Here is a 12,641-nt window from a genome sequence, read left to right as displayed (position 1 = left end):
CCCTCGTCCGACCCCGCCGGCGCGGGCCCGCCTCGCCCCTCGTGATCACAAGAAACAAGCCGATCCAACAGCCGCTTTACTATGTACGCATGGGCCATGCTGCTGACATGACAATCGCGAGCGCTACCGTCCTGGAACGCCTGGAAAGCACCGGGGCGGCGGACGTGGCGACCACCCTGCAGGCCCTGTCCACTGCCTCACGGCTGCGCATCCTCGCCTGCCTGCGGCAAGGACCGCAGTCCGCAACCGGGCTCGCCACAGCATCAGGAATGCAACGGTCAGCGTGTTCTCACCAACTGCGCCTGCTACGCAATCTCGGCCTCGTGACCGCTGACCGCCAGGGCCGCTCGGTTATCTACTCCCTGTACGACGAACACGTCGGCGAGCTGCTGGAGCAGGCATTGTTCCACGTCAACCACCTACGCCTCAACGCACGGAGCTGACGACCCTGCTCGCCGCACGGTCCTCACTGCGTACCCGAGACACCGGCGTCACCGAACGGACGGAGCCCCCGGCGGGACCCGTCTCGGGCGGGATCACCGTGAGCGACGAGCAGCAGCTCCTGGCGCTCAGCGGATTGCGCCCGCGCCTGACCGTGCAGCCCTCGGCCCTGGGGGAAGTCGCTTTCACCCTCGGCCGCCGAGGTTTTCAACGTTGGTCGTGCGCCGCGGTGTCTGACGCCAGTCTGCCTTGTGGTTCCCAGGGCCTAAAGCCATAGGCAGACTGCCCGTCGCCTGGCCAGGCACCCCCTACTCCCACCTTGCATGCGCACTTTCCCGCTCAACCGATGAGTTTTTGAGGCAGTTCGCACGTGAATGCCTGTTTCTTGTCAGAGTCTCGAGGCATGAGCGTGACCGGTGGACTCAGTGAACCGGCTCACCTTGCCGCAGTCATGCGCAGGAATTGCTCACCTACTCGGATTGGCCGCGGGCCTGCGCAGCCGAACGCCTCCGCACAGCAGGTAGCCGCAGCCAGCCTGCCCCCTGTTCGGCGGCCCGCTCCGGGGGCGGCCTTGAGGCAGCGGTGTCGGTGCTCGTGGATAGGCTCGGCAGCGACATGGAGGAGGTCGTGGTGACGTACGGTTCGCTGACGCCAGAGGTGCCGCTGGGGCCCTTCGAGACATCGGTCATCAAGGTCTGGTCGGCGCCGGGCAAAACGGCCAAGCTGCACGCCACTGAGCATTGCTCTCGCATCCGTGCCGGCCGAGTCGTCCCCTGGGATCTGCCGCTTCCGGCGGTGATGGAGCGGATGTGCCCCCAGTGCGCCGAGTACGGGTCATGGGGCCGACCCGGCACGGGGGTGGGCCTCTTCCTGGGTGCGCTGACCGGCCTGGGTCTGCTGCACGAACTGGACCGCTACAGCGAAGCGGACGAAAACTGCATCACGGACGACGAGGTGCAGCAGGCAGCAGCCCTGCTCCTGCAGACCCGGCACGAGGATCCGGAAGAGAGGGACGAGGAGGACGACTGGCGTGCGCGGCACGAAGCCCAGCGAGTACGCACTTCGGTTTTCGAGGAGTGGCGTAGCGCTGCCGGCAGTCTGTACCGGGCTCACCAGCTTCTTGCCCTGTTTCCGTGGCTGGTGTCGTGGGCGGACGTCGGTATGCGGCGCAAGGCCTCTCATGTCGCCTGGCTACAGCGGCAGGCTGGCCGGCTGGTCGCGGAGGAGTCGTTGGTAGCGGCAGCCGGTGTCGCGGCCATGGGCGCCCCGGAGCTGCCGGGCGAGGATCCGGTGTTCGCGCCGGTGGGTGACCCGGCTGCGGTGGGCCGGCGGTTGGAGTCGTTGTGGCGCCGGTGGAGCGGGGGTGCCGCCGACAGCTGGGAGGACCCCCGCGAACACGGCCACCTGGCCCATTACCTGGTCCAGGACATCAGCAGTCGGCGCAAGGGCTGGCAGGCGGCGCTGGAGCGTGCGCAGCAGCTGGTTTCGGCCTGGGCGGCGGAGGTTCCGGCGGACACTGCCGGGGCGCAGAAGGATCAGCTGCTGCTCGTCCAGCTGCCGGCTCCGGATCCGGGGGACCGGTATGGCTGTGGCGAGCCGTTCCTGGGCACTCTGAGCGAGTGGGAACTGGGCATGCTGGTGTGCTGGGCCACCGAGGCGGACTGGGACCGGTTGACCGTGACCGTGCGGGTGCCCGAACCGGTCGCGTCCCGTCTGCTGTCCGGTCGTGGTTCACAGTTGCGGTGCAGCACACCCGCGCAAGGATTCCCCGAATCGGCATCGTTCGCGCAGTTGCCCGGCCAGCCAGCGGGGCCGGGAGTCTTCGACGACACGCCGGTCGCCGAGCGGCGCCCGGTCACCGTCCGTGATCTACGGGCCTTGCGAGTCCTGTCGCGGGATCCGGACGGGCTGTATCTCGTCCTGTCTCTCGACAACGGGCCCGAGGTCCTGTCGCTCTTCGCGCTCGAGGCACGGGTGGCGGGAGGAGGCCGCTACGTCTTCATCGCGGCCGCCGGTGATCTGCCCGACGCGCTGGTCACATCTGGGCAGCAAGACCTCACGGCCCCCGCCACAGCGGATGCGGATCCGGTCCGGGCGCCCCGCATCCACAATCCGGGCCATCCGGACTTCGGCCGTCACCTGGGGACGGCCGAAGGCGAAAGGCTGGTGGTGCGCCTGGCGCGCACGCAGCGGGAGGCCGATGCCACGCTGCGCTGCCTGGCCCTCGCCCGGGGAGCAGCGGATCTGCGGAGCCTCGATGACGGGTATGACACTGGCAGTCGCCGTGACCAGCTGCCTCTGCTCCTCTGGGACGGGCTGCTGGCCACCGAGCGGCTGAGCCTGCGGCCCTTCCGGCCCGCCGATGATGATGCGCGGCAGGAGGGCTCCGGTCTGCCCCTGGGGGTGCTCGCCCGGGTGCAGTTGTACACCACGGACGGCTGGGGCCGGTTCGAGGGAAAGGCCCACGCCCCCGGCTGCCAGCACCTAGGCCGCGACCGCGGCCTGAACCGGTACTTCGAACTGCTGACTGTCGAGGAGATGCTGCGTTCCCACCAGTTCATCCCGTGCAGCAAGTGCGGCGGTTACGCCACCCGGCGGCTGTCCGCAGCGCAAGTCGCCTACTACCGTGCGGCACACCAGATGCACAGCCTGGCCGGACAGGTCCGGTGGGCCCTGGGCCATCCCGACCTGGAAGCAGACACCGCTTCGCTCCTGGCCGAGCTGCGGCAGTGGGGCAGCACTCCCCCGGCCGATGAATGGTTCACCGAGGGCAGCGAAGACGTGGAGTGGCAGCGTTTCGTCGCCCGCCTGCTGCGGCAACTCGAAACAGCCGTCGCCGGCAGCCGACAGCGTACGTAGGACGCGGCCCCGGGCCGGGTACCGGCCCAGACCATGCCCCCGAGGAGCTGTGGAGGCCGGCGTCGGGCGGCGGGGCCCGTGCCAGCGAGAAAAGGCTCGCCTCCGCCCACCCGACGGCCGGTGCTCCTCCGCAGCCTGCGCGGACAGGAGCGCCCCTGTGAGGGTCTCCTCCTCGGAAGCCTGGCCGGTGTTCTCGCCAAGGCTAGGCGAGTGGAGCGAACCAGACTTCTGTCCGGTTCATTGACCTCATGCATCGCAGAGCGCGCACGACCAAGAGCACGGAGGCCGGTGCCGCGTCGTCGTCTGCGAGCCGTGCAGTTCTTGCAAGACCGGCAATCAGGCTGCCAGCGGAGCGGCGTGGGCCACCCGTGCCGGCTCATCGTGAGGGAGCATGCCCGCCACGTCAACGAGGGGCACCACGACGGGGTACAGGTCCTCTCCAGCGGGGTTGGCGAGTCCGTGATGGCGCTGCGCCACGGCAAAGCCGGCCCCCGCGATCAGGTCGGCAAGCTGTAGCGAGGGGTGCTGCGTGGACTGCCCTCGCAGGAGTTGGCCCAGATGCACCCCACGGGACAGGTGGCGGAACTCGGGGTAGCCGCGGTCACGTGCTTCCGCCTCGATGTCGTCGAGGTTCGCATCGGACAGGGTTCTCTGGTCGTCTACCAGCATGTTGACCCTGCCCAGTTTCCGGGACCAGTTGGCGGTGACCGCAGCTACGGCCGGGATCAGAGGCTCCAGTGCTTGCGGGATGGCGGCGTCGGGCCCGTGTGCGGCCTGGAGGAATTCGACGGCTTCCTCCTGGGTGGTACGCAGCAGTGCCAGGGCCTCGGTGACGTTGCGCCGGCATGAACGGGCCCAGGCCTCCTCCACGATCTCGTAGAAGTCGTCGACGGTGACCTGCTGGTCCCGGTTCCTCTGGGATGTGAAGGCGACGGTGGACGTCAGCAGCCGGCCGAAGAGCGCCGGGCCCAGGGCGCGGGGGCCTTCCTCGAACAGGCTGCGGGCCATCTTGCGGGCATCGCCGGCGTTGCGGAAGTTGCTGCCCTGCTTGTGCGCCTGTTCTTCGACGAACAGGTCGATCAGCTTGGCCACGACGAAGTAGTGCTTGTCGAGCAGATAGACCGATGCCCTTTCGTGCAGAGCACCGCCCGGTGCGAGGAGCGCGGACAGGACCGAGCGCCGCTGGCCGTTCTTCGGGCCGGCGAAGACACCTGAGAACTTCAGCTCAGGTGCTTGCATGCGGGTAGCGGAGCGGATCTCATCCACGATGGGCTCCGCGTCGGCGTCGCTGATGGCTACTGATCCGACCGACAGGTAGCGGCTGCGCTGTTCGCCGTGGAGTTGGTCGCCGTCCCATCCTGACTCGTCGACGGCCACCCACCGTCCCCCTCCCTCGATGTCTGCTGTGGCGCCGAGTTGGTTGCGGCGGGCGTAACGCGGACCGAGCAGGCCTGTGCCGGGGTTGGGCTGACGGGAAGCATCACTCATGGGCGTGATGATGCGGTATGCGGCGCGCCCTGGGCAACGCGCTGTCCGTGGCGCACACGGCAGACGGATACTTCCGCAGAGCCCTGTCGCGCAGGTTGAGTGACCGGCCCCGAATCGTCGCGGCTGGTCGCATGTCGTGGTCGATTCCAGCCAGAACATGAAAGGTCAACGACCGTGCTGCCATGGTGGCCCCGCTATGGCCTTCCTTCGCGGCGCACACGCGTTAGCCACGACCGGACAGGATGAGGCCCAGGCATCACTTCCCCTGGCTGTGGGGTTGGCGGTACACCCGTTGCGGCCGCGCGGGGTCAGCGAGGGCGCCAGGTACGGATTTCGAGATGGACGATGTGTGCGTCGGGGTGGATCCGGCCGGTGTCGACCAGCCACCGGTGGATGGCCGTGGTGACATCGCCGCCCGCCGCATCGACACGGCGGGCGATGTCGGCTGCCGCGAAGCCACCCGTTGTGGCGGATCCGTAGGAGCGTTCCTCGGTGTGGTCGGCGCGCTGGATGACGTCGCGGCGGATGCCGGGTGAGTCGGTGCGGCTTCCTGACACGTGGACGTAGCCGGTTTTGGCGAGGCGCACGGTGAAGGCCAGGCGCAGGTCCTGGCGGGCGGCTTCGGCGATCAACGGGCGGAGTCGGGCGGAGCCGGAGGCGATGGCCTGTGCTCCGGCTCGTCCGGTGCCGGTGCCGGTGGGGGTGATGAGGACGGCTTTGGTGCGGACGCGGGCTCGGGTGCCGCTGGCGGTGGTGCGGCGGGTGGTGTGGGGGGCGGCGATCGCGGCGAGTTCGGTGACGTCGCTGATGCCTGCGGTGTGGATGGCGGTGAGGACCTGGGTGAGGGCGGGGACGAAGGATGCGCCCTTGTTCTTTGTGTAGAACTGGGAGACGAGGGAGGCGTCGCGGTTGATGATGCGGGCGATGTCGCGTTTGGTGTAGCCGGCTTGTTGGAGTTGGTCGGCGAGGCGGGCTGCTTCGTTGCGGTGCGGTGCCGAAAGGTGCCTGCGGCGCGGTGGCATCAGGCCTCCTTCGCAGTGGGCGTGGCGTGGTGGGCGGCGCGGCCCTTGTCGCGGAGGGTCAGGAGTTCGTCTTCGGTGGTGGGGGCCGGGATGGGGCCGGGGAGGTGGCCTTTGTTGAGGTAGTCGCCCGGCTGGCCGTGGTGGGGCCAGGTTTGGGGCTGGGTGAGGTAGACGGCGTCGGTGCGGAAGGCGACGATTGTGCCGGGTGGGGCGTGGAGGGCTCCGGCGTAGGTGTTGTCGTCTCGGTGGCGCTGGGAGAGCAGGGCGGCGCGGGCGGAGGACCAGATGTGGGAGGCCCATTCGGGGTGGGCGTTGGGGTCGCGGGTGAAGCCGGTGGGGCGTTGCCAGGTGATGGTTTGGTCGTCGAAGCCGATGATTTCGGCGTCCGGGGGGACGTCGCGTTCCATCGTGCGGGGGGTGGTGCCGGTGACGGTGCGGGGGCGTTGGGCGAAGGCGCCGATGCCGTAGAGGAGGAGGGCGCGGACGGCGCGGGCGGCGAGGTGGGCTGCGGTGCGCTGGTCGGGGTCGCCGTTCAGGTCGGCCTGGGCGGTGAGGGAGGACCAGGCTTCCTTGAGTTTCTTGGACCAGTCGTCGAGTGGTTTGCCGTCGTCGAAGAGGATCCCGTCGAGGATCTCGATCTTCCACGGGATGTGTGGGTTGGAGAGGGCGGTGTGGATTTCGGGTCCGCCTGCCCAGGTGGTGAAGGTGGTGCCGGGGGTGGCGGGGTAGTGCCAGGCGCGGTCGCCGGGGGCGGGTGCGGGGAGGATCCCGATGTGGGTCCAGGTGTCGGGGACGGTGACGCGGACGTGCCAGTGGCCGCAGGCGAAGAGGGCTTTGGTCTGTTCCTTCTGGGACCAGGAGGCGAAGGTGGCTGCAGTGACGCGGCGGGGGGTGCCGACTCCGGATTTCCAGGTGTGTTTGGCGTAGGCGAAGGTGCGGTCGTACTCGACCAGGGCGGGGAGCTGGGCGGGAACACGGGGCGGGGTGATGAGTTCGGTGCGGCCCTGTCCGGCGGTTGCGTGGAAGAGGCCGCGGAGCTCTTCGGACAGGACGGGGTAGCCGTCCGCGTACTGGCCCTTGGTGGGGATGGTGCGGGTCCACAGGTCACGGCCGGTCTGGGACGGTGAGCCCATCAGGACGGCGTCGGGCCACTGGCGGCGCAGGGCCTTCCACAGCAGGACGAACGCGTCACGGATGACGGCGGGCTCAGTGCCCTCGGTGTCGAACCACTCCCCCGCCGACCGGATCTCGACATGCTGGTCGCCCTGTTCGCGCTGGTATCGGCCGACGGGGTTGCGGGGGTGGACGAAGTGGCCGGCCATCTTGTCCTTGCCGCGGCCGGTGTCCGTGCGCCAGCCGGGTGTGGGGGCGTTCAGCCAGGCGGCGACGGTGTCCTTGAGGAAAGGGTGCTGGTCGGCCTGCCGGTGCCAGGGGGCGCCTGCGGTGATGTAGATCCGCTCGACACCGCCGGGCAGGACGTGGAAGACGGTGTTCAGGATTTCCGCGGCGCTGGCGGTCGGCAGGTCGATGCGGAACGTCTGGTCCCGGTGGACCAGCACACCGGTGTGCGTGTCGAGGAAGACGGTGCTGCGGGCCTGCTGGGTGAAGTTGGGGTGTGTGGAGGCGAGGTTGGTGGTGTGGGTGAACCAGCGGTCCCCGTCGGGGCCTTCGGGGATCCCGGGAAGGGTGCGCTGTGCTGTCTGGGCCGCGAGAGGGGCGGCGGTGGCCGGGGCGGGCTTCGAGGGGGCTGCGGGCCGTTCGGGTTCAGCTGCCGGTTCAGGGGCGGGGCGGGTCATGGCCGGGGCGACCGTGCCCGCCTGGGACGGGGTCTGTGGGTGTTCGGTGCTACTGGGCAGTGCTGTGTCCCCGGCGGGCTCGGGGGCTGGGACGGCTGTGGTGGGCGGAGTTGCCGGTTCGGGCGACGGGGGCACGGGAGTGGGGTTTGGCTGTGCTGCGGTGGTGAGCCGGTCGGGGGCGAGGATGGGGGCGATCGCCACGATGTCGGCCAGGCTGAGCCCGGCCGCAGGAGCGATACGCTCTGCCTTCGCCTTCTCGTATCCCGCGAGCGCGGTGATCTTGCGGGCGCGGTCCGTCTCCAGTTTCTCCAGCGTGGCCTGCGTCTTCCTGATGCCGTCCCGCAGGGCGCGCAGCTCGGCCAGCTCCGCGTTGTAGGTCTTTGCGTCCATCACGATTCCTTGTGCCTGCGGGTCAGTTGGCGGAAGAGCTTTTGGTGGAGACGTAGGCGACAGCGCCACCAGAGTGGGAGGGCAGGCGGGTGCCCAGAAAGAGGTCGGCGATGTCCCGGTCGGCCTGCCGCGGTGCGGTCAGGTGCACGACCGGGGTGGCCAGGTCGGTGACATACCCGGCCAGGACGGCGTCCGGGAAGACGTGCCGCCCGTCTTCCCTCTTCTCCCATGTCCCCAGGCCTGTCAGGACGGCCACCACGTAACCGGACAGGGTCACCGGGAGCACTCCCCCGGCGGCCACACTGGCGGCATCGCAGCGCCACCCGCCCCGCAGGCTCTCCAGAAGATCCTCGGGGGCAAGCCTGGACGAGAAGCCGGCCCGCTGCCCGTCAGGACCACCGCCCTGGTGGGCAGCGTCAACACGCAGCACACCGATCTCCTTCACACCCAGGTGCTGCACGGGAGCGGAAGGGCGCTCCCGCAGAGCCTGTACGACCTGAAGGGGAGTCATGACCCGCACGCCTCGGCGGGAGAGACCGGGCAGGACCTCTGCAGTGATGAGGCGGCGGAAAGTAGTGATGGCGCAGCCGAGTTCCTCAGCAGCCTGCCCAGTCGTGAGCAGCATGGCCTGGCTCCTCGCCGATTGAAGCTCTGTTCTTGCGAACGTACCGCGAACCCTCTCCAGATACAAGCCAACTCAATTATCTGATCCGACTTGCACTTCGTTCGGGGACAGGCAAGACCGAGCGGCTTCGGACCGTGTCCCCGGTCCGAAGGCCGCGAGCTGCTTGGTGCGCAGCTTCCGGTGAACGGGAGTTGGCGGGGGCGCAGGCCCGGTAGCGCACGGCCTCCGCGCTGCAGCTTCACCCGGCTCGATCAAGGCTCTCCTCCTTCACTCCGAAGGGCGCACCGCCAGGAGGACTAAGAAGCCATCTCATTTGGGCGACTCGGTATTCTGTGAGTCATGGTGGGGATCGTTGAGCGGTTGGTGCCGGACGAGTTGTGGGAGTTGTTCCAGCGGGTGGTGCCGGAGGCGCCGTCGCGGCCGCAGGGCGGTGGCCGGCGCCGGCACGGCGACCGGGAAGTGCTGGCGGCGATCGTCTTCGTGGCGACATCGGGTTGTACCTGGCAGCAGCTGCCTTCGGCGTCGTTCGGCCCGTCCGGCGCGACCGCCCACCGGCGGTTCTCGGAGTGGTCGAAGGCCAGGGTGTGGGCCAAGCTCCACCGCCTGGTCCTCGACGAACTGGGTGCCCGCGGCGAGCTGGACTGGTCGCGGTGCGCGATCGACTCGGTGAACATGCGAGCCCTGAAAAGGGGGACCTGACAGGTCCGAATCCTGTCGACCGGGGCAAGTACGGCTCGAAAATCCACCTGATCACGGAAAGGTCGGGTCTGCCCATATCCGTCGGCATCTCCGGCGCCAACCTGCACGACAGCCAGGCCCTGATCCCCCTCGTGAAGGGCATCCCGCCAATCCGCTCGCGCCGCGGCCGGCGACGGCGCAAGCCCGCCAAACTCCACGCCGACAAGGGCTACGACTACGCCCACCTGCGGCAATGGTTACGCGAACGCGGCATCACCCACCGCATCGCCCGCAAGGGAGTCGAGTCCTCGCAACGGCTGGGCCGCCATCGCTGGACCGTGGAGCGCACCATGGCCTGGCTCGCCGGCTGCCGCCGCCTCCACCGACGCTACGAACGCAAAGCCGACCACTTCCTAGCCTTCACCAGCATCGCCTGCACCCTCATCTGCTACCGCAGACTCACCAAATGAGATGGCGTCTAAGGGGAGCCGGAGAGCGGATCTCGTCCTGGGGGACGCGAAGAAGCCGCCATGCGGCCGAGGGAAAACGGCAGTTCGTGACAGCTCGTCGCCGAGGCGAGGGGGACAGCAAGCACGGGAGAGCCAGAGGCGCTCACACCTCTTCGAGGTGAAAGCGGCGCCGTCCCTTCGGCTTCGTCGGCCTCAGTGCAGCGGCGTTCACGCCGGTGAAGAAGTGCGCTCGCGCCGGGCCCAGTTGGCAGGCGAGAGGTGCCGCCGCCGAACGGCTTCACGCCGCCGGAAGGGCATAGAGCAGGTGGCTCGGTGAACGAGCACTACCGGTCGCGGCTTGCCCGCCTACCGTACGAGCAGCCGGCAGACCGGCCGGGAGGAAGGAACAGGAGGCCACGGACGTTGACTGCCTGCAGGTTCTGCCGCCCTCACAACCCCTCCTGCCGCGCCCGGCGGTATGCCAGTTGGAGCAGCGTGAATGTTCCGGCGTCTCCCCCAGCGTCCGGGTGCCATTTCCGCGCCGCGGCCTTGTAGAGCTGCTGGGCTGTGCGTTCGTCCGAGGCCGTCGCTTGTGCGAGTTCCCTCAGCAGGGGAAGGATCCTTGGGGTGGGCAGGGGCTTTCTGCCCGAGAGGGCCGCCAGTTCGGCGTGGAATCGCTCGCGTTGCCCCTGTCGCGGCTGCGCAGACGCCCTCTCGGCGTGCCGATCCCGGGCCTGTCTGCGCCAGGAAGCCTGCTTGCAGGCATCCGAGCAGAACCGGGGTAGCCGGCCTGGCTTGGGAGGACGGTTCCAGGACATGCCGCAGTGGGGGCACTCCAGGCGCTGTACCGGCACGCCTTCGCCCGCGGGAACTGATCGCTCGCGTCTGGCCACGGTTTTCCCTCTCAACTTCCTCTGCACTCTGGAAGATCAAGAAATAGTTTCGAACACGGATAACATGTTCTATTCGATTGGATATCGTAACGGTACCTACACCAGAGCGGAACCGGCATCTTCCCGTCTGCCGTATTCAGTGACGGTTCCTGAGGGTGCCGGACAGCCGGATTTATCATAACGGGGCAGGCGTCACGCCGGTGCCGCAGCGGCTCACTCTGCTTGTTGCGAGGCCGATTCCAAACGGTAGGTCACGACCCGCTGGATACACCGCGAGTGCGGGCAGCACGGACCATCCGGCACCGTCGCAGGTATGCCGCGAGCTACCGTCGCGGCTGACGCAAAGAAGGCGTCAATCTTGACCCTTGGGGCATTCACCCACGAGGGTTACGGCATTAGGGAAGGTGTCCGACGGTAGGTGGGCCCAGGAATACGGGGTAGTTCAGTGCTGGCTGGATGGGAGAGTGTTTCCATCCAGCCAGGAAGTTGCTAGGTAGGTGGCGGGACCGCTATATGGTCTGCTGCGCAGGGAAGGCCTTTTACGACTATGCCGGAAGGAGATGCCCAGTGAACGTGACCAGGCGGAGGCTGTGGGCTACCCAGCTGGCGCGGCATGCTGCAGAAGACAGAGAACTGCTCCGCAGGGCGACGGCTGAGCGTCAGGCCGCCGAGGAAGCGCTGCGGTCGGCGAAGGAGCGGGAGGATTTGGTGGCCTTGATGGTCACGGCTTCCGGCAGTGCTCTGTCGAAGGCCGAGGCCTGGCTGTCGGCACTGGACGAGCCGCTGGCCGAGGGTGCGACCGGTGTTCCTGATCCCGTCGCGGAAGCGTCGCCGCGTTCACAGCCGCGGGTCTCCGTCGCTGCCGTCATCCAGGACTTGCTGCGGCTGCAAGTCGAGGCAACGTACGCGGAGATCAAGGATGAGGTCGGGAAGATGCGTCCCGATGTCAAGGCGGAGAACTGCGCCCGAGACCTGAACCGCATGGTGAAGCGCGGAATTCTGACGCGTCCCCGGACCGGTTCATACCGGCTTGCTGTCAAGGAGTCCGAGCCAGTGCGTTCCTGAAAGATCATGTCCTGGCGTGCGCACATAGGCACGGGATACCGCCGAAGTGAGGTTCGGCGGCCCCGGCTGCGCATGTTTAGACGCCATCTCATTTGGTGAGTCTGCGGTAGCAGATGAGGGTGCAGGCGATGCTGGTGAAGGCTAGGAAGTGGTCGGCTTTGCGTTCGTAGCGTCGGTGGAGGCGGCGGCAGCCGGCGAGCCAGGCCATGGTGCGCTCCACGGTCCAGCGATGGCGGCCCAGCCGTTGCGAGGACTCGACTCCCTTGCGGGCGATGCGGTGGGTGATGCCGCGTTCGCGTAACCATTGCCGCAGGTGGGCGTAGTCGTAGCCCTTGTCGGCGTGGAGTTTGGCGGGCTTGCGCCGTCGCCGGCCGCGGCGCGAGCGGATTGGCGGGATGCCCTTCACGAGGGGGATCAGGGCCTGGCTGTCGTGCAGGTTGGCGCCGGAGATGCCGACGGATATGGGCAGACCCGACCTTTCCGTGATCAGGTGGATTTTCGAGCCGTACTTGCCCCGGTCGACAGGATTCGGACCTGTCAGGTCCCCCTTTTCAGGGCTCGCATGTTCACCGAGTCGATCGCGCACCGCGACCAGTCCAGCTCGCCGCGGGCACCCAGTTCGTCGAGGACCAGGCGGTGGAGCTTGGCCCACACCCTGGCCTTCGACCACTCCGAGAACCGCCGGTGGGCGGTCGCGCCGGACGGGCCGAACGACGCCGAAGGCAGCTGCTGCCAGGTACAACCCGATGTCGCCACGAAGACGATCGCCGCCAGCACTTCCCGGTCGCCGTGCCGGCGCCGGCCACCGCCCTGCGGCCGCGACGGCGCCTCCGGCACCACCCGCTGGAACAACTCCCACAACTCGTCCGGCACCAACCGCTCAACGATCCCCACCATGACTCACAGAATACCGAGTCGCCCAAATGAGATGGCTT

The 12,641-nt window shown here is 68.3% G+C and carries 9 protein-coding genes; 4 read left to right on the top strand and 5 right to left on the bottom strand.

The window, feature by feature from the left end; all coding sequences use genetic code 11:
* Window positions 1-89 precede the first annotated feature (89 nt).
* Window positions 90-443, top strand: coding sequence for an ArsR/SmtB family transcription factor (locus tag AC3CH1_RS07295; RefSeq protein WP_488462180.1), 354 nt, complete (start codon window positions 90-92; stop codon window positions 441-443).
* Window positions 444-1,056: 613 nt separating this feature from the next.
* Window positions 1,057-3,300, top strand: coding sequence for a hypothetical protein (locus AC3CH1_RS07290; RefSeq protein ID WP_488462179.1), 2,244 nt, complete (start codon window positions 1,057-1,059; stop codon window positions 3,298-3,300).
* A 336-nt stretch (window positions 3,301-3,636) separates the two neighbouring features.
* Here AC3CH1_RS07290 and AC3CH1_RS07285 read toward each other — a convergent pair whose 3' ends face one another.
* The 4 genes from AC3CH1_RS07285 to AC3CH1_RS07270 form a co-directional block, all read right to left on the bottom strand.
* Window positions 3,637-4,788 (bottom strand): hypothetical protein, encoded by a 1,152-nt coding sequence (locus AC3CH1_RS07285; RefSeq protein WP_488462178.1) that lies wholly within the window; start codon window positions 4,786-4,788, stop codon window positions 3,637-3,639.
* A 308-nt stretch (window positions 4,789-5,096) separates the two neighbouring features.
* A complete protein-coding gene (locus tag AC3CH1_RS07280) occupies window positions 5,097-5,810 on the bottom strand; it encodes a helix-turn-helix domain-containing protein (protein ID WP_228924538.1) in 714 nt (237 codons plus the stop codon).
* The gene (locus tag AC3CH1_RS07275; protein ID WP_488462177.1) at window positions 5,810-7,996 is read right to left on the bottom strand and encodes a hypothetical protein; all 2,187 of its coding nucleotides are present in this window, start codon (window positions 7,994-7,996) and stop codon (window positions 5,810-5,812) included. The genes AC3CH1_RS07280 and AC3CH1_RS07275 overlap by 1 nt, the downstream gene beginning before the upstream one ends.
* A 22-nt stretch (window positions 7,997-8,018) precedes the next feature.
* The gene (locus AC3CH1_RS07270) at window positions 8,019-8,621 is read right to left on the bottom strand and encodes a DNA-binding protein (protein ID WP_488462176.1); all 603 of its coding nucleotides are present in this window, start codon (window positions 8,619-8,621) and stop codon (window positions 8,019-8,021) included.
* 339 nt (window positions 8,622-8,960) lie between these two features.
* Here AC3CH1_RS07270 and AC3CH1_RS07265 point away from each other — a divergent pair.
* A protein-coding gene (locus AC3CH1_RS07265; RefSeq protein WP_488460925.1) for an IS5 family transposase occupies window positions 8,961-9,769 on the top strand; the annotation gives its coding sequence in 2 pieces (ribosomal slippage) (window positions 8,961-9,309 and window positions 9,309-9,769; 810 coding nt in all).
* Window positions 9,770-11,208: 1,439 nt separating this feature from the next.
* Entirely contained in the window at window positions 11,209-11,706 is a 498-nt protein-coding gene (locus tag AC3CH1_RS07260) for a hypothetical protein (RefSeq protein ID WP_228924541.1), read from the top strand.
* A gap of 88 nt (window positions 11,707-11,794) precedes the next feature.
* On the opposite strand, the gene AC3CH1_RS07255 is transcribed toward AC3CH1_RS07260, so the two are convergent.
* A protein-coding gene (locus AC3CH1_RS07255) for an IS5 family transposase (RefSeq protein ID WP_488460925.1) occupies window positions 11,795-12,603 on the bottom strand; the annotation gives its coding sequence in 2 pieces (ribosomal slippage) (window positions 11,795-12,255 and window positions 12,255-12,603; 810 coding nt in all).
* Window positions 12,604-12,641 lie beyond the last annotated feature (38 nt).

The sequence above is a fragment of the Streptomyces sp. MGP-P1 genome (genome assembly GCF_057766565.1).
The sequence above is the reverse complement of the archived record's forward strand: the minus strand, read 5'-3'. Positions and strand labels throughout refer to the sequence as shown.

What these genes read in the sequence shown, in the direction of transcription:
- AC3CH1_RS07295 (WP_488462180.1), top strand. Translation starts at nt 90, where the DNA reads ATGGGCCATGCTGCTGACATGACAATCGCGAGCGCTACCGTCCTGGAA.
- AC3CH1_RS07290 (WP_488462179.1), top strand. Translation starts at nt 1,057, where the DNA reads ATGGAGGAGGTCGTGGTGACGTACGGTTCGCTGACGCCAGAGGTGCCG.
- AC3CH1_RS07285 (WP_488462178.1), bottom strand. Translation starts at nt 4,788, where the DNA reads ATGAGTGATGCTTCCCGTCAGCCCAACCCCGGCACAGGCCTGCTCGGT.
- AC3CH1_RS07280 (WP_228924538.1), bottom strand. Translation starts at nt 5,810, where the DNA reads ATGCCACCGCGCCGCAGGCACCTTTCGGCACCGCACCGCAACGAAGCA.
- AC3CH1_RS07275 (WP_488462177.1), bottom strand. Translation starts at nt 7,996, where the DNA reads ATGGACGCAAAGACCTACAACGCGGAGCTGGCCGAGCTGCGCGCCCTG.
- AC3CH1_RS07270 (WP_488462176.1), bottom strand. Translation starts at nt 8,621, where the DNA reads ATGCTGCTCACGACTGGGCAGGCTGCTGAGGAACTCGGCTGCGCCATC.